The sequence below is a fragment of the Nocardioides sp. LHD-245 genome (assembly GCF_030929495.1).
In the GTDB taxonomy this organism is placed as follows: domain Bacteria; phylum Actinomycetota; class Actinomycetes; order Propionibacteriales; family Nocardioidaceae; genus Nocardioides.
In genome coordinates, this window is record NZ_JAVFWN010000016.1 from 164198 (window position 1) to 183156 (window position 18959).

Below are 18959 nucleotides of genomic sequence, written 5' to 3' on the forward strand. Positions count from 1 at the left end.
CCGATCTGTGGATCATTCCCTCGCCTACCGGCCGCACTGCCGCCCTCAGGGACGACGTGGCAGGATGCAACTCCCACCCACCACGTGAGAGGTACGACGACGTGAAGTTCCGTGTCGACCGCGACGTCCTCGCCGACGCCGTCGCCTGGGCTGCGCGCAGCCTGCCCGTCCGGCCCAGCGCGCCCGTGCTCGCCGGACTCCTCATCGAGGCGGGCGACGACGGCCTGGTGCTCTCGACGTTCGACTACGAGACCTCCGCGCGTGCGACCCTCGCGGCCGAGGTGAGCGACGAGGGCCGCGCCCTGGTCAGCGGCCGGCTCCTCGCCGACATCTGCCGCAGCCTGCCCAACAAGCCGGTCGACCTGGCCCTCGACGGCGCGCGGGTCTCGCTGACCTGCGGCTCGTCGCGCTTCTCCCTGCAGACGCTGCCGGTCGAGGACTACCCGACGATGCCCGAGATGCCGGCCGCGACCGGCACCGTGCCGAGCGAGGCCTTCGCCCACGCGGTGGCGCAGGCGGTCACCGCGGCCGGCCGCGACGACATGCTCCCGGTGCTCACCGGTGTCCGCCTCGAGATCGAGGGCTCGACGATCGCGCTGCTCGCGACCGACCGGTTCCGCCTCTCGCAGCGCGAGCTCACCTGGAACCCCGGCACGCCCGACGCCACTGTCGCCGCGCTGGTCCCGGCCAAGGTCCTCGGCGACACCGCGAAGTCGCTGACTGCTGGACCCGAGGTCACCATCGCGCTGTCCGCCTCGGGCTCGGGCGACGGCATCATCGGCTTCGAGGGCACCGGCCCCGGCGGCGTACGCCGGACCACCACGCGGTTGCTCGACGGCGAGTTCCCCAAGGTCCGCAGCCTGTTCCCGTCGGAGAAGCTGACCGTCGCCAAGATCGACCGGCAGGAGCTGATCGAGTCGGTCAAGCGGGTGTCGCTGGTCGCCGACCGCAACACCGCGGTCCAGCTGAGCTTCCGCGACGGTGCCCTGATCCTCGACGCCGGCTCGGGCGACGACGCCCAGGCCTCGGAGTCGGTCGCCGCGCAGATCGAGGGCGACGAGCTGGTCACCGGCTTCAACCCGAACTTCCTGCTCGACGGCCTCGGCGCGATCGACGAGGCGGTCGTGGAGCTCGCCTTCACCCAGCCGTCCAAGCCGGTCGTGATCAGCGGCACGGCCGACGAGGGTGCGGAGGACGCCGAGACCGGCTCCTTCCGCTACCTGCTGATGCCGCGCCGCCTGCTCAGCTGAGGCTGATCGGCCCGAGACGGACCGGCCGGCCCAATCCCGCCAGCGATCGAAGAGGGAGATGCGTGATGCACATCGGACTCGTCGGACTCGGCAAGATGGGCGGCAACATGCGCACCCGGTTGCGCGACGCCGGCCACACGGTGGTCGGCTACGACCGCAACCCGGACCTCGCCGACGTCGCGACCCTGGCCGCGATGGTCGAGGCCCTGCCCTCGCCGAAGGTCGTGTGGGTGATGGTCCCCGCGGGTGACCCGACCCGCTCGACGATCGCCGAGCTCAAGGACCTGCTCGGCGAGGGCGACCTGGTCGTCGACGGCGGCAACTCCAAGTACACCGACGACGCCGTCAACGCCGCCTCGCTCGCCGAGAAGGGCATCGGCTTCGTCGACTGCGGCGTCTCCGGCGGGGTGTGGGGCCTGAAGAACGGCTACGCCCTGATGTACGGCGGCGCGCCCGACGACATCGCCAAGGTCCAGCCCGCCTTCGACGCGCTCAAGCCCGAGGAGGGCGGCGCGGTCCACGCGGGCCCGACGCCGGGCGCCGGGCACTTCGCCAAGATGGTCCACAACGGCATCGAGTACGCGATGATGCAGTCGTACGCCGAGGGCTGGGAGCTGCTCGAGAAGGTCGACATCGTCGAGAACGTGCCGGCGATCTTCGAGTCGTGGCGCCACGGCACGGTCATCCGCTCCTGGCTGCTCGACCTCCTCACCGAGGCGATCGAGGACGACGAGCACCTCGACCAGTTGCGCGGCTACGCCGACGACTCCGGCGAGGGGCGGTGGACCGTCCAGGCCGCGATCGACAACGCGGTGCCGATGCACGTGATCGCCTCGTCGCTGTTCGCGCGCTTCACGTCCCGGCAGGACGACAGCCCCGCGATGAAGGCGATCGCCGCGATGCGCAACCAGTTCGGCGGGCACGCCGTGCACACCGATCCGCCGCCCGGCGGCGAGGCCAACCCGGACGCCTGAACCACGGCCCACCTACCGGATTCGTCGCGGATCGCGCCCGACGACGACAATTCTGGTCGGTGCGTGGGCAACCGGGTCAGGCCGCGAGCACAGCCCGGACCAGCGCGAAGCCCAGCCACGCGGCGAGGACGACGACCGCGACCGGGTGCCGGACCAGCCGATCGAGCGACGGCGTCGCGCTCCGGCGTACCCGCGCCCGGACGGCGACGACGGCCAGCGCCACCATGACCGTCGCGAACAGCGGGCCGAAGGGGTGGGCGAGGAAGGACTCGCGCCACCAGCCGTGGGTGAGATAGACCCACGAGCGGGTCAGGCCACAGCCGGGGCAGGGCAGCCCGGTCAGCCGGCGGAACGGGCAGATGATCGGCCCGTCCTCGATGTGCTCGGGGGAGAGGAACAGGCTCACCCCCAGGGCGGCGACGCCGACGGCCGCGACCACCTCGGTGGTCCGCGGCCGCCGGGCGGCGGGTGCGTGGAGGTCGGGCATCGTCAGCGCAGGGGACGGCCCTGGGCGTCGCGCATCTTGCGGGTGGCGACCGAGACGATGTCGATGATCCACCAGATGTAGAGACCGCCGCAGGTGAAGAGCTTGAGCAGGCCGAGGCCCACCTGGCCGAGGTAGAAGCGGTCGACGCCGAGCTGGCCCAGCAGGATCGACAGGATCAGGGTGGTGGTCCAGTCCTTGTCGGAGAAGAGACCGGGCAGGTCCTTCGCCGCGAAGTACTGGGGGCTCTCGGCGGTGCGCACCGGGGTGTCGGACCGGATCTGCCCGCTGAGCGCCATCTGCGCCAGCGTGGACATGTCGAGCGGTCCCTGCTCCTGGCCGAGGTGGCTGATGTAGAACGAGCCGCCGGCCGGGGCGCCGTAGCCCGGCGGCGGCTGGTAGGGCTCGGGTGCCCCGTAGGGAGGGGTGGGTGGTTGTGTCATGCGGCTCAGCCTAGGGTTTTCCCGCGGCCCGCAAACCACTCCCGAGACCGTTCTCGGGGGACAATCGTCACGAGGACGCGTCGAAGGAGGTGGGCGGAGTGCATGTCGCGCGACTGAGCCTCCACGACTTCCGCTCCTACGCCGACGTGGACGTCGAGCTCGAGCCCGGGGTCACCGCCTTCGTCGGCCGCAACGGTCAGGGCAAGACCAACCTGGTCGAGGCGGTCGACTACCTGTCCCGGCTGTCCTCGCACCGGGTCGCCACCGACGCCCCGCTGATCAGGGCCGGCGCCGAGCAGGCGATCGTCCGCGCCGCCGTGGTCCGGGAGGGCCGCACCGCCGTCCTCGAGGTCGAGCTCAACCCGGGCCGGGCCAACCGGGCGCGGATCAACCGCTCGCAGCTCCCGCGGGTGCGCGAGCTCGCCGGCATCGTCCGCACGGTCGTGTTCAGCCCCGAGGACCTCGCCCTCGTGAAGGGCGACCCGGGCGGCCGGCGCCGCTTCCTCGACGACCTGCTGGTGCTGCGCACGCCCCGCTATGCGGGGGTGATCGCCGACCAGGAGCGGGTGCTCAAGCAGCGCAACACCCTCCTCAAGACGCTGTACGCCGCCCGCGGGTCGAGCCGGGAGGCCGCGCTCGCGACGCTCGCGGTCTGGGACGACCACCTGGTCACCACCGGCACCGAGCTCTACGCCGCCCGCCTGGCGCTGACCGCCGACCTGGCGCCGTACGTCGGCAAGGCCTATGAGGCCGTCGCCCGCGGCGCGTCGCGGGACGACGCCCGGATCGAGTACCAGCCGACCGTGCCCGAGCCGACCGCGGAGTCCTTCCGGGCCGAGCTCGCCCGTCGCCAGTCCGACGAGATCGGCCGCGGGGTCACCCTGGTCGGCCCGCACCGCGACGACCTCGTGCTCAGCCTCGGTCCCGGCGACGACGACCGGCTGCCGGTGCGCGGCTACGCCAGCCACGGCGAGTCGTGGTCCTTCGCGCTCGCGCTGCGGCTGGCGTCGTACGACCTGCTGCGGGCCGACGGCGACGACCCGATCCTGATCCTCGACGACGTGTTCGCCGAGCTCGACTCCGAGCGGAGGGCGCAGCTGGCGGCGCTGGTCGCGGGTGCCGAGCAGGTCCTGGTGACCGCCGCGGTCGCCGAGGACGTGCCGGCGGAGCTGTCCGGGGTCACCTTCCACGTCGCCGCGGGGGAGGTGACCCGTGGCTGACCTGCCCGAGGAGACCGAGCCGGTCGAGGGGCCCGAGGAGCCCGAGGAGCACCGCCCCGACGGACTCGACCTGGCCCGGTCCCTGACGCTCGGCACCGCCGGCTCCAGTACGACGCCCGCGCGCCGGATCCCGCGGGTGGGCTCCGACGCCGCCAAGCGCAAGGCCTTCCGGCGCCGTGGCGGGGGCCGGGGTGAGCCCCAGCTCAGCGGTGCCTACCCCGACGGCCGCGACCCCCAGGCGCTCACCTCCGAGCTGGGCCGGCTGATCAGCGACCGCGGCTGGGCGCTTGACCTGAAGGTGCGCGGCGTCTTCGCCCGCTGGACCGAGATCGTCGGCCCCGAGATCGGCGCCCACAGCACCCCGGAGTCGCTCACCGACGGCACCCTCGTCGTCCGCACCGACTCCAGCGCCTGGGCGACCCAGCTCAAGCTGCTCGCTGCGTCCGTGGTGAAGCGCCTCAACGAGGAGCTCGGCGACGGGACGGTGATGATCGTGGAGGTGCTCGGGCCGCACGCGCCGAGCTGGAAGCACGGCCGGCGCAAGGCGCCGGGCAGTCGCGGTCCCCGCGACACCTACGGCTGAGCGCGGTCGGGCCGGGCCGGGCGACACGCTGCCGGCCGGGGCGACGGAGCCCCTCGCGACGTACGGGGACTCATCCGACCCCCTCCGCGGCGCTCCGATCGCCGTTTCTGAGCCGCCTAGGGACCTATTTCATCCGGTGTTGTCCCCAGGACGGCGCCATCAGACGTGTCCTGAGGCCCTCAGGTGGCTAGAATGGGTTATCGGCCGGGAGCGCGTCTCGGGACGCACGACTCGGCCTTCGCCATGCCTTCGACAGCTGTCGGGCCAGGGCGTCCGCGAACGACCAAGTGAATGAGGTACCGCGTGTCCACTGACGACCAGTCCCCCGAGGTCGTGTCCGAGCTTTCCGGGGCGACACCCGACGTGTTTCCGGAGTACGACGCCTCCGCGATCCAGGTCCTCGAAGGTCTCGAAGCGGTCCGCAAGCGGCCCGGCATGTACATCGGCTCGACGGGCGAGCGGGGTCTCCACCACCTGATCTGGGAGATCGTCGACAACGCGGTGGACGAGGCGCTCGCCGGCTTCTGCGACACCATCAAGGTGTGTCTCAACGCCGACGGCTCGGTCAGCGTCGTCGACAACGGTCGCGGCATCCCGACCGACACCGCCCCCGGCCAGGAGCTGCCCGCGGCGACCCTCGCCCTGACCGTGCTGCATGCCGGCGGCAAGTTCGGCGGCGGCGGCTACAAGGTCTCCGGCGGCCTGCACGGCGTGGGCTCCTCGGTCGTCAACGCGTTGTCCGACCGCCTCCACCTGCAGGTCAAGAACCGCGGCTACCTGTGGGAGCAGGAGTTCTCCCTCGGCGTGCCCGACTACCCGTTGCGCCAGGTCCGCCCCCTCGACGAGGCGGAGGGGACCGGGACGACGGTCACCTGGTGGGCCTCGCCGGACATCTTCGAGACCACCGACTACACCCTGGAGACCATCTCCACGCGCTTCCGTGAGATGGCCTTCCTCAACAAGGGCCTGCGGATCGAGCTGCTCGACGCCCGCCCCAAGGCGGAGGAGCTGGCCGACGCCGTCGAGGACGGGACGGGCGAGGTCGAAGGAGTGGCCGCTGCCGCGACCGAGATCCACGCGGCCGACGTCGACGGACACAAGGCGCTGGAGCAGGTCTTCCAGTACGAGCGCGGCCTGGCCGACTACGTCGACTTCCTCAACCGCCGCAAGACGACGATCAGCTCGATCATCGCGGCCGAGGCCGACACCGGCGACGACGTACCGAACCCGATGAGCCTCGAGATCGCCATGCAGTGGCAGGCCTCGTCCTACAACGAGTCGGTGCACACCTTCGCCAACACGATCAACACCCCCGAGGGCGGCACCCACGAGGAGGGCTTCCGCTCGGCGCTGACCACGCTGGTTAACCGGTGGGGCGAGGAGTGGGGCCTGATCAAGAAGAAGGAGGACCGGCTGACCGGTGACGACATCCGCGAGGGTCTCACCGCGATCATCAGCCTGAAGATCTCCAACCCGCAGTTCGAGGGCCAGACCAAGGCCAAGCTCGGCAACACCGAGGCCAAGGGCTTCGTGCAGTCGGTCGTCAACGACCGCCTCGGCGCCTGGCTGGAGCAGAACCCCGGCGAGGGCAAGGAGATCATCCGCAAGGCCCAGGCCGCGGCGACCGCGCGGATCGCGGCCCGCAAGGCCCGCGACCTGGCCCGCGGTCGCAAGGGACTGCTGGGCGGCGGGAGCCTGCCGGGCAAGCTCTCGGACTGCCAGTCGACCAACCCGGAGGAGTGCGAGGTCTTCATCGTCGAGGGCGACTCCGCGGGCGGCTCGGCGCGTCAGGGGCGGGACCCGCGGATCCAGGCGATCCTCCCGATCCGCGGCAAGATCCTCAACGTCGAGAAGGCCCGCATCGACAAGGTCCTGGGCAACCAGGAGGTGCAGTCGATCATCTCCGCGCTCGGCACGGGCATCCACGAGGAGTTCGACGAGGCCAAGCTGCGCTACCACAAGGTGGTGCTGATGGCCGACGCCGACGTGGACGGCCACCACATCAACACCCTGTTGCTGACGCTGCTGTTCCGGTTCATGAAGCCGCTCATCGAGCACGGCTACGTCTACATGGCCCAGCCTCCGCTCTACCGGCTGCGCTGGAACAAGCCGCACGAGCACGAGTTCGTCTACTCCGACGCCGAGCGTGACGCGCTGATGCGCGACGGCCTCGACCAGGGCAAGAAGCTGCCCAAGGAGAACCCGGTCCAGCGCTACAAGGGTCTCGGCGAGATGAACGCCAAGGAGCTGTGGGAGACGACGATGGACCCGAGCCAGCGACTGATGCTGCAGGTCACCCTGGACGACGCGGCCCAGGCCGACGAGATCTTCTCGATCCTGATGGGGGAGGACGTCGAGCAGCGTCGCTCCTTCATCCAGCGCAACGCCAAGGACGTCCGATTCCTCGATATCTAGAACTCTAGCGGTTTTCCTAGATATCGATAGACGACACCAGAGAGACGAATCGTGACTGAGACTCCCACCGAGAACGGGCCCGGCGGCCGGATCGAGCCGATCGAGCTGCAGACCTCCATGCAGCGGGCGTACATCGACTACGCGATGGCGGTCATCGTCGGCCGCGCGCTGCCCGACGTACGCGACGGCCTCAAGCCGGTGCACCGGCGCGTGCTCTACGCCATGTACGACGGCGGGTACCGCCCCGATCGCGGCTTCTCCAAGTGCTCGCGCGTTGTCGGCGACGTCATGGGTCAGTACCACCCGCACGGCGACACCGCGATCTACGACACCCTGGTCCGGCTCGCCCAGCCCTGGGTGATGCGGGCGCCGCTGGTGCAGGGCCAGGGCAACTTCGGCTCGCCGGGCAACGACTCGGCGGCGGCGATGCGCTACACCGAGTGCCGGATGGCGCCGTTGGCGATGGAGATGGTCCGCGACATCGAGAAGGAGACCGTCGACTTCCAGCCCAACTACGACGGTCGCTCGGAGGAGCCGGTCGTCCTCCCGGCCCGCTTCCCCAACCTGCTGGTCAACGGCTCGGCCGGCATCGCGGTCGGCATGGCCACCAGCATCCCGCCGCACAACCTGCGCGAGGTCGCCGAGGGGGCCCAGTGGGCGCTCGAGCACCCCGACGCCACCCGCGAGGAGCTGCAGGACGCGCTCATCGAGCGGATCAAGGGCCCCGACTTCCCCAACGGCGCGCTGATCGTGGGGCACAACGGCATCGAGCAGGCCTACCGGACCGGCCGCGGCTCGATCACCCAGCGTGCGGTGATCGAGGTCGACGAGGACAGCCGGGGCCGCACCTGCCTGGTCATCACCGAGCTGCCCTACATGGTCAACCCGGACAACCTGGCGCTGAAGATCGCCGAGCTCGCCGACTCCGGCAAGGTCCAGGGCATCAGCGACGTACGCGACGACACCTCCGACCGCACCGGCCAGCGCCTCGTCGTCGTACTCAAGCGCGACGCCGTCGCCCGCGTCGTACTGAACAACCTGCTCAAGCACACCGAGCTGCAGACCAACTTCAGCGCCAACATGCTGGCCCTCGTGGACGGCGTCCCGCGCACCCTGAGCATCGACCAGTTCATCAGCAACTGGGTGGAGCACCAGGTCGAGGTCATCCGGCGCCGCACGGAGTACCTGCTGCGCGAGGCCGAGAAGCGCGCCCACATCCTGCGCGGGCTCGTGAAGGCGCTCGACATGCTCGACGAGGTGATCGCGCTCATCCGGCGCTCGCCCGACGTGGCCGAGGCGCGCGAGGGGCTGATCCAGCTGCTCGACATCGACGAGATCCAGGCCACCGCGATCCTCGACATGCAGCTGCGCCAGCTCGCCGCGCTGCAGCGCCAGAAGATCATCGACAACCTCGCCGAGATCGAGCTCGAGATCGCCGACTACAAGGACATCCTCGCCAATGTCGCCCGGCAGCGCCGGATCGTGGCCGAGGAGCTCGCCGAGATCGTCGAGAAGTACGGCAACGACCGTCGTACCCAGATCATCGCGGCCGACGGCGACCTGTCCATGGAGGACCTGATCCCCGACGAGGAGCTCGTCGTCTCGATCACCCGCGGCGGCTACGCCAAGCGGACCTTGGCCAGCCAGTACCGCACCCAGAAGCGCGGCGGCAAGGGCGTCCGCGGCGCCTCGCTGCGCGGCGACGACGTGGTCGAGCACTTCATCTCCACCACCAACCACCACTGGCTGCTGTTCTTCACGACCGCCGGGCGCGTCTACCGGATCAAGGCCTACAACCTGCCCGAGGCCTCGCGCGACGCCAAGGGCGGTCACGTCGCCGGTCTGCTGTCGTTCCAGCCGGACGAGTCGATCGCCCAGGTGCTCGCGATCCGCGACTACGAGCAGGCGCCGTACCTCGTCCTGGCGACGAAGAAGGGCCTGGTCAAGAAGACCCGGCTCGGCGACTACAACAGCCCTCGCCAGGCCGGCGTCATCGCGATCAACTTCCGCGACGAGGACGACGAGCTGATCGGCGCCGAGCTGGTCAACAGCGAGGACTCGATCCTGCTGGTCTCCCGCAAGGGCCAGTCGATCCGGTTCCTCGCCGACGACGAGCAACTGCGGCCGATGGGCCGGGCCACCTCCGGCGTCACGGGCATGAAGTTCCGCGACGGCGACGCCGTCCTCTCGATGACAGTGATCCGCGCAGCCGACGCCGCGGTCGAGGAGAGCGACGAGAACGTCCAGTACGTCTTCACCATCACCGACGGCGGGTACGCCAAGCGGACCCGGATCTCGGAGTACAAGATCCAGGGCCGCGGCGGTCTCGGTGTCAAGGCGATGAAGCTCGAGAACGAGGAGCGCGGCTCGCTCGTTGGCGGCTTCATCGTCATCGACGGCGACGAGGTCCTCTCCATCACCCAGTCCGGCCAGGTCGTCCGCAGCCCCATCAACGACGACTTCCGGCCCACCGGCCGCGCCACCCAGGGCGTCAAGTTCGTCAGCCCGAAGAAGGGCGACGCCGTCGCCGTCGTGGCCCGCTCGGTCGAGGCCAAGGAGGCCGACGAGGAGGGGCTCGAGGAGGGTGCTGCCGAGGCTGGTGCCGAGGGTGCCGCGGAGGCTGGTGCCGAGGCGGCCGCGGAGGGTGCCGCGGAGGCGGGCGAGGGCTCGACGGAATCGCAGGTTCAGGCCCCGGATGCCACAATCGAGGGGTCCGCGGGCACGAACGAGCCCGATGGGGGAAGTGAGAGCTGATGACTGAGCGCGTCGAGGACACCGTGGTCCGGCCGGCGGCCGCTGCCGGCCGCCCTGCCGGCCCGCCCTCGGCGCCCGGTCCCGTCCCCCCGACCGGGCCGGGCGGCGTACCCGGTGGGGTGCCGGCGGCCCCCGCCAAGGGCCGCGCCCCCCGCCGCGCCCGCCTGCGCCTGACCCGAGTCGACCCCTGGTCGGTCATGAAGACGTCGTTCCTGCTCTCCATCGCCTTCGCCGTCGTCACCGTGGTGTCGGTGGCGATGGTGTGGCAGGTCCTCGGCGCCGCCGGCGTGTGGGACTCGATCAACTCCACGATCAAGGAGGGCATCGGCGGCGAGGACGTCGCGTCCTTCCGGATCGAGGACTACGTCGGCACCAGCCGCGTGCTCGGCTTCACCATGCTCGTCGCCGCCATCGACGTCGTCCTGATCACCGCCGCCGCCACCCTGGTCGCCTTCCTCTACAACATGTCGGCGGCGCTCCTGGGCGGCGTCGAGATCACCCTCGCCGAGGACAACTGAGCTTGATGGCGTGAGCGCGTCGCTCCTTCGTCGCGCCACGCTGCCACGCCCCAGTCGATCGGGTCAGAGGCCCGGTCCGTCTGGCGGCAAGACGGTCGGCTCGCGGAAAGCTCGGCTCTTCCGCTCCGGTCGCTCCTCCGTCGCTCTCTCCGCTCCATCGCCCTCGCCTCCCGCGACGACCGACGGCGGCCGCGGGTGAGGCAGGCACGAGCGGCCCTCGTTTTGTTCCGGCCAGACCGGCTCCGGTAGTCTCTGTGATCGGCTTGCTGCCGCGGGGCTTCCACCCAAAGCAGCCGGCCACCCGGGCCTATAGCTCAGACGGTTAGAGCACCACACTGATAATGTGGGGGTCAGAGGTTCAAGTCCTCTTAGGCCCACGGAAAGCCCCGGCTGCGTACATCGCGGACCGGGGCTTCTTCGAAGGAGGAGCAGCATGAAGAAGGTTCTTCTCGCGGTCTTCGGGGTCGTCGGCCTCGTCATCGCTGGCAAGAAGCTCCAGGAGAGCAAGGCCGAGCAGGCCCTCTGGGCCCAGGCCACCGACACCCTCCCCAAGAACTGAATCACCCGCTCGGGCTCGGCCCGAGTGCGGGGCCTTGGCGCAATTGGTAGCGCACCTGCTTTGCAAGCAGGGGGTTAGGGGTTCGAGTCCCCTAGGCTCCACTCAGTGAGCAATCACTGAAACCGCTGGTCAGGCGGGGTTTTCGGACTCAGGTCCGGCTCCAATCTGACGGGTCTAGCAGCGGCACACATCGGGCCTCGTGCCCATACGTGCCCAATGCTGCGCCGAAACGGCGCTCCTGACCCGTAGGAGCATCCACCATGCGACACCCCTCGCGAGCCTTCCCGTGCACCCGCTGCGGTCTCTCGCCAGCCGCTCTCATCCACCACCCAACCGCCAACGGCCACGCCTGGACGCCGCCCCTTGACCACTGCGCCGCTTGCGCCCGTCCCTTCACCGGCTCGGAGAGCGGGTTCCACGCCGCCGAGTACTGGATCGCCACCCCGGCCAGTGCCCTGGTCTGCCGGACCTGTCTCGCCCGCTCGCGCCGTGGCGCGCTCGACCTGACCCCGCTCCTTGCCGCGTCGTTGGTCGGAGCTGCCGGGCGGGAGGCGACCCGATGAGCGCCGCGCCCCAGCGGAAGCGCCGTGCCACTCGCGCATCGTTCGGCAGCGTCCGCAAGCTGCCGTCCGGGCGCTACCAAGCGCGCTATTCCGACAGTCAGATGAACCGCTACACCGCGCCGACGACCTTCGCCACCAAGCGTCAGGCAGAGGACTGGCTCGCGACCACGCGCGCCGACATGGTGCGCGGCACATGGCGCGCACCCGAGCTGTCAACGATGACGCTCGCGACCTACGTTCGCGATCACCTCGCGACCCGGCTCGACCTCGCACCCAAGACACGTGAGCTGTACGCCGCGATCCTCGCCAACTGGCTCGACATGGCCCTCACGTTGCCGCCCGCGCCCGGCTCCCAGCGGGTGCGGACGATCAACCTCGGCACCCGTGAGCTTGGGTCCCTCTCGGTCGCGCTCCTACGCGAATGGCACGCCGCCGCGCTGCACACGGCCAACCTCCGAGCGGCCGAACGCGTCGAGCGCCACCGACAGCGCATGATCCGCGAGACCACTGTCCACGCCGCCCGCGCGTGGGCACGTCGGACCGGGCTGGACGTCCCCGACACCGGCCGGCTGCCCGTCCGCGTGCTCCGCGCGTGGGAGACCGCAGGCAGGCCACCCGCGCCCGTGCCGACCGACCTAGCCCGCGGCCGCGCACCACGCGCTGACGCGGGCAAGACGGCCGTCGCGCAGGCCTACAGGTTCCTGCGGACCGTGCTCAACCAAGCGGTCCGCGAGGGACGGATCCTGGCCAATCCCTGTGACATCGCCGGAGCCGGAACGGTCCATGCTCCCGAGCGGGTGCCCGCGACGGTCGCAGAACTCGACACCATCGCCGCTGCGATGCCCGACAGGTACGCCGCTGCGGTCCACGTCGCCGCGTTCTCGGCACTCCGCGCAGGCGAGCTGTTCGGCCTCACTCGGCGGCAGGTCGACCTCGTGGCCGGAACTGTCCGCGTCGAGCACCAAGCGGTCACCTGCCTCCACAGCACAGCGCCCTATCTGGGACCCACCAAGACCCCGAGTAGCCGCCGGACGGTCCACCTTCCGCCGCACGTCGTCGCGATCCTTCGCGAGCACATGGAGCGCTTCACCCCGGCCGGGCGCGACGCACTGATCTTCACCGAGCCTGACGGACGCATCGTCACCCGAGAGACCCGCCAGCGCGCCTACACCAAGGCACGTCGCGCCGCCGGGCGTCCAGACCTCCGGTGGCACGACCTCCGACACACGGGCGCGACCCTCGCCGCCCAAGCCGGAGCAAGCCTCCGCGAGCTGCAACACCGCCTCGGCCACTCGACCCCACGTGCTGCGATGGTCTACCAACACGCCAGCGCCGAGCGCGATCGGGACATCGCACGTCGCCTCAGCGAGCTGACGTCGTCGAGCGTTTCCCTCCGTGCCGTCACAGGCACCGTCGACGCAGCGGAGGTGAGCGCATGAGCCACCACGACCATGACAGCAACGAGCCGGGCGTTGCGACGACCTTGCCGTGCCCTGACTGGTGCGCCCTCGCATCGAACCATCCGCTCGCCACGACTGGCGGCGCGGCGGACCGGCTCTACCGGGTCCACAAGCGTCGGTTCGGCGAGCGCGCAACGCACGTGGTTGCGGAAGCTTGGGAGCGAGCTGTCGGACCTGCTGGCCCGAGCGACTTGGGCACCGATCCGGAGGCCTTCCTCATCAGGGTGGAGCTCGCTGCGGGACACGGCTACGTCACTGCGTCGGGGGCCCGTCGCCTTGCTCACCTACTGACCGAAGCGGCCGACGTTCTCGACCACGCGACCCGAGAGGACAACCTGTGAACAGCTCAGCCATTCACGAGGACGCCGAGACCGCCGTCCCGCCGCCGCTCGTGCTGATCACGACCGACCCTGACGTCTATCGCGACACGCTCGGCCGTGCACACCGCCGCCGCCGCACGAGGATCGGACATGTTCGTCCCGGTCTGCCCGCCGATCCGCGCAACGACTGGCACCGTGCGGTCACTACTTGGTCCGACGCTTTGGGAGAGCCCCAGCGTGCCGCGACCGGCGGCAGGCCTCGCCGAGCAGACGGGAAGCTGTCAGAGCACACCCGTGACCTGTACCTCCGCCATGTCGGCTGGCTCGCCGGAGACCACGCGGACCGGTCGCCCTGGTCGCTCGACGCGCACGACCTCGCCCGCTGGATCGACCGGCAGATATGGTCCCTCAGCACCCGCCGCAAGGTCGTCGTCTCGGTGCGTGCGTTCTACGCATGGGCGGTCCGTGCGGACCTCGCTGCCGTCTCACCGCTCGCCGGAGTCAGTGTCACGCCACCCGCTCGGCCGGGTCCGGCCCGCGCCGAACTGCCCGAAGCGTGGCAGCTCCCAATCGCCGACTGGATCACATGGCTGCGCGCTGCCGCTCGCACCGACACCACGATCCGCACTCGCCGCGAACACCTCGGCAACCTCGCTTCGCTGCACGCTGACCCATGGGACGTCACGGAAGGTGACCTTGCTCGATGGCTTTCAGGTGAACTCGCTCCCGCTACGGTCCGTGCACGGCGATCAAGTGTGCGCAGCTTCTACGCATGGGCGGTCCGTGGCGGGCACATGGCATCAGACCCCTCCGGTGCCCTTGACCCGGTCAGGCAGCGCAGAGCGCTGCCACGCCCAACCCCGACACCGACGCTCCGCGCCGCCCACGCCCGTGCCGACGACCGCGTCAGGCTCGCCCTCTCTCTTGCTCTCTACGCTGGACTTCGTCGAGCCGAGATTGCTGGCCTCCACACCCGCGACATTCATGAGAATGCGCTCCACGTGTTGGGCAAGGGCGGCCACGAGCGGATGGTTCCGCTGCACCCCGAGTTGGCCAGCATGCTTCGCGATGAGCTTGCCCGTCGCCGCGTAGGCACGGACCCCGGCCGTGGCTGGAACACGCAGCCGGCCGTTGACGGCTGGCTGTTCCCTGGTCGCAACCCCGACGTTCACATCACCCCGCGCTGGCTTGGGACCCTCGTCGGGCGATCTCTCGGCCCGGGCTGGACGACTCACACGATTCGCCACCGCTTTGCCACCCAGGCCTACGCCGCTGAACGTGACCTCCGTGCGGTCCAAGAGCTGCTAGGGCACAGCAAGCCTGAGACGACGGCGCGCTACGCCGCGGTTCCTGACGGCGCGCTGAATGGCGCGGTCCTCGGCGTCAGTCTCTGACTGGCCGCCTGCGAACGTCATCGCGGCGGGCGTCAACGGATGTTTGACGGCCGCCGAGCAACACGCCGAGCAGCCGCCACAGTCGAACAAATGATCGACTGTGGCGGCTATCGTCCTTCTTGTGTGGACCCTCAGTCGGCAGGCCGATCGCCCGTGCACCGCGGTGCACGGGCAACGCGCTTGCGTCCGCACCAACCGGCGAGTGACCTGCCATGAATGACCTCGAGATTGCTCTGCGGGCCGTGGACGAGGTTGTCGAGCGCATTGAGCGCGCGGTCGCCGCCGTCGACTGGGATGAGTTGCGCCGCCTGTCGATTCGCAACCTGTTCATCGCGTTCATCGCTCAGGTGCTCCGACCTGCTGCAACCGGCAGTGTCGCCGCCGTGCCCGGTCGTGGCGGACACCATCCTCCACGCCGGTTCCGCTCTCTCCGCCTCACATCACTGACGCTGGCTGCCAATGCCCCGCCCGCCGTCGGCTCGCACCGGGTGACCCCGTCGCAAGCCAGCGTCCCTCGGCTGTCCTAGACCCCAGCCGGGCGCGACTTTCGTCCGTCTCTCAGCCCCCGCCGTGCCGGTCGCTCCACTTGCGTACCGACACGTTCAAGATGGGCCACCCAAAGGTGCGTCGAGCCGTCAGCCGCCCAACTTTCAAGGCGCGACCGGCACGGCGGGCGCAGAACGCGAGACCTCGTCATGACCACCCCGACCCGGCCACACCACGAGTCCAATCCTGACCCGCTCCTCGACCTCGCCCAGGCAGCCGCATACCTGACCCTGAGCGAGCGCACGGTGCGCCGGTTGGTCGCCTCCGGCCAGCTCGGTTGCATCCAACTGAGCCCCCGGAAGATGCGTATCCGCCGATCCGAGCTGGAGCGGTATGTGTCTGCGTCGACCACAGGAGCGACGCGGTGAACATGCACTCGGACGACGTGAGCTGGACTGCCGACAGGCTGGTGCGGCCCTCGGTCATCAGTCTGCCGGGATACCGTCCGGTCAAGATCACGATCGAGCCCACGCCGTACACCCACAAGCCATACATCGCTCATCCACCCAGGCTCACTCCTGGCCGCGATGTCGACCTCCGGCTGCATCACCACCTCCGCGGGGCACACCGCTGGAACCTTGCCGTCGATCTGTTCGCGCTCGCGTTGGTGTGTTGCCGCGGTGCGCGCTCGGTGTACGTCCGCGGCGGCAGTACCGACGTGAGGAAGGGTGTCGCGCACCTGCTGGCCTGCGCCCTCGAACCGGACACGCAGGTCGATTGGGACGACCCGATCCAGCCGGGTTCACGACCTGCGCCGATCCGGATCCCTCCTGCGCCGTCCCGCGTCAGGCATGGGTAGTCAGCTTGTGCGCGTCGTCCAGACGACCGTGTGGCCCAGGTCGGACCTGACCGACGCCGCACGAGTGGTGCTTGCGGCAATGGCTGCGCATGCTCACGACAACGATGTCCAGCCGACCTACTTCGCGGGTTGGCAGCCGCTCGCGATCCAGCTTGGCTACGCAGACCCGCAACCCAACACTGCCGCCCAACGAGCTGTCAGCAGGGCGATCCGTGTGCTCGTCGACGCGGGCCTCGTAAGCGCCGACCCGGACAAGCCACGTCACCACAAGCGCCGGTATCGGCTCCGCCTGCCGCTCGGTCGTGTGGACAGCGTCGTCCGGTCACGTGTGGACAGCGCCGTCCACACCTAACGAACGGACAACCTCGTCCACTCGCAATGGACAGCCTCGTCCACTCGCAATGGACGCCCGTGTCCACACCAAAGAGACCACCTGAGATTCCACGTTGAGAGACCACCAGAACACGATGAGACCCGTCCTCCCGTCCCAGCTCAACCACAGACCGCGCGCGCGATGAGCAAGGTTCCGAAATGGGGTGGCCGCCGCGCCCAGGAGTGGACTCGGAACGTGCTCGCCAGAGGCGGCACGGTCTGCACGCTCCGGCTGTCCGGCTGCACCGGCGTCGCGACTGAGGGCGACCACATCGTCCCGCGCTCTGTCGACATCACCCGGCAGTACGACGTGACCAACGGCCGCCCTTCCTGCCGCCACTGCAACGCACTGCGTGGCAAGGGCGCCGCGGACGCACCGTCCGTCGTCGATGCCCGCGCCTTTTTTGAGAACACCGCCCGACCAAGGAAGGACTCCTTCAGTTCTCCCCCCCAGGCCTCAGGAAAAAACGAGTGGACGGAGCCGTCCACTTCAGATTCGCCCTTTTCGGTCCGATTCGAGTCAGATGCCCCCTCTGTGTAGCGGCGCACTCCACGTCGAGCCGTCTAGCCGATCTCTTCACGGGACTGCGGGCCGCCAAGTGGCCGCAGCATGTCGGAGGTTGCCGATACGGTGCGCGTGAAGCCGAACAGGAGGGGGTAAGAATGGACGGGATCCGTGCCGCCGCCGCCTTAGCGAGTGTCGCGGCGACGTCCGTGACAGCGCTGGTCGCGATCGCTCGGCTCGTCGGCCCGAACCGGCTGCGGGCCAATATGAAACGAGATGCCGAACTCCACGCCATGATGCCAAACGGTGAAGCCAGGTCCAGCCTTGAAAAGACTCTCGCTCACGAGGCGCTGGCCCTCCACGATCGCGTGGTCATTGGTCGTCAGTTGACGGGGCGGCAGCGCACCGTGGGCTACTCGGTAGCTCTCCTAGCCGCGTCGGTCATCCTCCTCCTGCTCTCCGGGCTCTACCGCGACCAACCGGGGCTCGTTGGCTCGGTCTGGAGCGCGATCGAAGTCGGTCTGGCAGGCGTCATTGGACTGCTTGTCTGCGGCCTGATCGTCTCTGCGATGTCTGCTGCGACCGACTGGCTCGATCGCAAGACGCGAGCCGATAGCGGTGCGGTCGTCCTGGGCCCGGTCGCGCTGCCTGTTGCACGGATCTTGCGGAGGATTCTTCGCCCGTGGCTTGACCGTGCGGCAGCGCGGCGGGCTAGTAAACCATCAGAGAACCATGGTCCATCCGGCGTCGGCGCAGAGTAGGAAGCTGTAGGCGGAACCGGTCGGCTCCGGAGGCGGGAATCCGCTTCGCCACCGACCATGACATCGGACGGTAAGTCAGGTCCATAGGGCAGTTCTCAACTAGGATCGTCGGCTGTGGCCGACAACTCTCCAGGACGTTCCGTGCCGTATGAGCGGAGACCTGAGGTTCGGGAGCTGCACAACTCGATCGGCCTTTACATGACGGTGTTCTCGGAGCTCGCCAGCCTGATGCGTCGCAGCATCCATGAATTCCTTGCACCTACGGGGGAGGAGTTCCCTCCGCCGAATCGCCTGCTGGATGTGATGTTTGCGAACATGACGGCGAAGCCGCTGGCCGATTCCTTCTACTCGATGGCGCGAGAGGTCGGGAACCTCGAAGCGACTGATGTTGCAATCAAGAATCGGCTCCGGCGCGAGACGCAGCAGCACATCTCGTTCCGCAACGACTTGGCACACGCTGAGTGGTCCATCGGGTGGGAGAACGCCGAGACTGGCGGAGCGATTCCGCCTTCCTCGGTTCGAATCAAGTCGGTCGACGGCGTGCCGCGTCTCAAGGACATGGGAATCACGACTTCCGACCTCTACCGCGCGGTGCGTTACCTCCGCGTGCACATTGATCAAGTCCGATTCGTGGCACGGACGTGCCGGGATCGACAGCGCGGCAATCGCGATCCTCGTTTGGCGGACCAGTTGGCCCTGGTGCAGGAGAAGGGCCGGTCTTGGGTCACCGGCTTTGGCGCGGAGTGAGAGGCCTCGCAGAGATCGATCTGACCAAGGCCCCACGGCGGGTCGGAGGCTTATGGCCTTCGTGCCCAAGCGTGCCCAAGCGAGTGGCACGGACTGTCCGGTCGCGTCCGTCCGTGGCAGGTACTGCTGATACCTTTTGAGCAGGTCAGAGGGTCGAATGCCGTTCTGACCTGGTAAGAGTCCCAGGGTGTGGTGGGGTTTGAGGGACCACGGCGGGGCTGCCTGACGTAGGCGGCCATCGGCGGGATCTTCGGTGTGTACGGCCAAGCACGCACTGAAGAGGAGCCCCATC

20 protein-coding genes and 2 tRNA genes are annotated in these 18959 nt (G+C 69.3%); 20 read left to right on the forward strand and 2 right to left on the reverse strand.

Features of this window, described 5'->3' with window-relative positions:
* Nucleotides 1–101: 101 nt before the first annotated feature.
* Entirely contained in the window at nucleotides 102–1250 is a 1149-nt protein-coding gene (gene dnaN / locus RB608_RS22660; RefSeq protein ID WP_308090334.1) for a DNA polymerase III subunit beta, read from the forward strand.
* 65 nt (nucleotides 1251–1315) lie between these two features.
* Nucleotides 1316–2224, forward strand: a complete 909-nt coding sequence (gene gnd, locus RB608_RS22665; protein WP_308090335.1) for a phosphogluconate dehydrogenase (NAD(+)-dependent, decarboxylating) — start codon at nucleotides 1316–1318, stop codon at nucleotides 2222–2224.
* 76 nt (nucleotides 2225–2300) lie between these two features.
* Here gnd and RB608_RS22670 read toward each other — a convergent pair whose 3' ends face one another.
* A complete protein-coding gene (locus tag RB608_RS22670) occupies nucleotides 2301–2711 on the reverse strand; it encodes a DUF2752 domain-containing protein (protein ID WP_308090336.1) in 411 nt (136 codons plus the stop codon).
* Between the two features lie 2 nt (nucleotides 2712–2713).
* A complete protein-coding gene (locus RB608_RS22675) occupies nucleotides 2714–3151 on the reverse strand; it encodes an NINE protein (protein WP_308090337.1) in 438 nt (145 codons plus the stop codon).
* 98 nt (nucleotides 3152–3249) lie between these two features.
* Here RB608_RS22675 and recF point away from each other — a divergent pair, with 98 nt between their 5' ends.
* The 18 genes from recF (at nucleotide 3250) to RB608_RS22755 (ending at nucleotide 18667) form a co-directional block, all read left to right on the forward strand.
* Nucleotides 3250–4371, forward strand: coding sequence for a DNA replication/repair protein RecF (gene recF, locus RB608_RS22680; protein ID WP_308090338.1), 1122 nt, complete (start codon nucleotides 3250–3252; stop codon nucleotides 4369–4371).
* Nucleotides 4364–4954 (forward strand): DciA family protein, encoded by a 591-nt coding sequence (locus RB608_RS22685; RefSeq protein ID WP_308090339.1) that lies wholly within the window; start codon nucleotides 4364–4366, stop codon nucleotides 4952–4954. The genes recF and RB608_RS22685 overlap by 8 nt, the downstream gene beginning before the upstream one ends.
* 291 nt (nucleotides 4955–5245) lie before the next feature.
* On the forward strand, nucleotides 5246–7369 hold the full coding sequence (gene gyrB / locus RB608_RS22690) for a DNA topoisomerase (ATP-hydrolyzing) subunit B (protein WP_392391037.1): 2124 nt from the start codon (nucleotides 5246–5248) through the stop codon (nucleotides 7367–7369).
* A gap of 51 nt (nucleotides 7370–7420) precedes the next feature.
* Complete coding sequence (gyrA, locus tag RB608_RS22695) at nucleotides 7421–10123, forward strand: DNA gyrase subunit A (RefSeq protein WP_308090340.1); 2703 nt, start codon at nucleotides 7421–7423, stop codon at nucleotides 10121–10123.
* On the forward strand, nucleotides 10123–10641 hold the full coding sequence (locus RB608_RS22700) for a DUF3566 domain-containing protein (protein ID WP_308090341.1): 519 nt from the start codon (nucleotides 10123–10125) through the stop codon (nucleotides 10639–10641). Before gyrA ends, RB608_RS22700 begins: the two co-directional genes overlap by 1 nt.
* 303 nt (nucleotides 10642–10944) lie before the next feature.
* A tRNA-Ile gene (locus tag RB608_RS22705) sits at nucleotides 10945–11018 on the forward strand.
* 56 nt (nucleotides 11019–11074) lie between these two features.
* A complete protein-coding gene (locus tag RB608_RS22710; protein WP_308090342.1) occupies nucleotides 11075–11200 on the forward strand; it encodes a DLW-39 family protein in 126 nt (41 codons plus the stop codon).
* 28 nt (nucleotides 11201–11228) lie between these two features.
* A tRNA-Ala gene (locus tag RB608_RS22715) sits at nucleotides 11229–11301 on the forward strand.
* 159 nt (nucleotides 11302–11460) lie between these two features.
* Nucleotides 11461–11763 carry a hypothetical protein gene (locus RB608_RS22720; protein WP_308090343.1) on the forward strand — a complete coding sequence of 101 codons (303 nt, stop codon included), beginning with the start codon at nucleotides 11461–11463 and terminating at the stop codon, nucleotides 11761–11763.
* Nucleotides 11760–13202 carry a site-specific integrase gene (locus RB608_RS22725; RefSeq protein WP_308090344.1) on the forward strand — a complete coding sequence of 481 codons (1443 nt, stop codon included), beginning with the start codon at nucleotides 11760–11762 and terminating at the stop codon, nucleotides 13200–13202. Before RB608_RS22720 ends, RB608_RS22725 begins: the two co-directional genes overlap by 4 nt.
* The gene (locus RB608_RS22730) at nucleotides 13199–13564 is read left to right on the forward strand and encodes a hypothetical protein (protein WP_308090345.1); all 366 of its coding nucleotides are present in this window, start codon (nucleotides 13199–13201) and stop codon (nucleotides 13562–13564) included. The genes RB608_RS22725 and RB608_RS22730 overlap by 4 nt, the downstream gene beginning before the upstream one ends.
* Nucleotides 13561–14937 (forward strand): tyrosine-type recombinase/integrase, encoded by a 1377-nt coding sequence (locus RB608_RS22735; protein ID WP_308090346.1) that lies wholly within the window; start codon nucleotides 13561–13563, stop codon nucleotides 14935–14937. Before RB608_RS22730 ends, RB608_RS22735 begins: the two co-directional genes overlap by 4 nt.
* A 212-nt stretch (nucleotides 14938–15149) precedes the next feature.
* A complete protein-coding gene (locus tag RB608_RS22740; protein WP_308090347.1) occupies nucleotides 15150–15464 on the forward strand; it encodes a hypothetical protein in 315 nt (104 codons plus the stop codon).
* Nucleotides 15465–15632: 168 nt separating this feature from the next.
* Nucleotides 15633–15851: a helix-turn-helix transcriptional regulator gene (locus RB608_RS28335; RefSeq protein WP_392391038.1), complete on the forward strand. Its 219-nt coding sequence runs from the start codon at nucleotides 15633–15635 to the stop codon at nucleotides 15849–15851.
* Nucleotides 15848–16282: a hypothetical protein gene (locus RB608_RS22745; protein WP_308090348.1), complete on the forward strand. Its 435-nt coding sequence runs from the start codon at nucleotides 15848–15850 to the stop codon at nucleotides 16280–16282. The genes RB608_RS28335 and RB608_RS22745 overlap by 4 nt, the downstream gene beginning before the upstream one ends.
* A gap of 514 nt (nucleotides 16283–16796) precedes the next feature.
* A complete protein-coding gene (locus RB608_RS28340; RefSeq protein WP_392391039.1) occupies nucleotides 16797–17195 on the forward strand; it encodes an HNH endonuclease signature motif containing protein in 399 nt (132 codons plus the stop codon).
* Nucleotides 17196–17317: 122 nt separating this feature from the next.
* Entirely contained in the window at nucleotides 17318–17920 is a 603-nt protein-coding gene (locus RB608_RS22750; RefSeq protein WP_308090349.1) for a hypothetical protein, read from the forward strand.
* Between the two features lie 114 nt (nucleotides 17921–18034).
* The gene (locus RB608_RS22755; RefSeq protein ID WP_308090350.1) at nucleotides 18035–18667 is read left to right on the forward strand and encodes a hypothetical protein; all 633 of its coding nucleotides are present in this window, start codon (nucleotides 18035–18037) and stop codon (nucleotides 18665–18667) included.
* Nucleotides 18668–18959 lie beyond the last annotated feature (292 nt).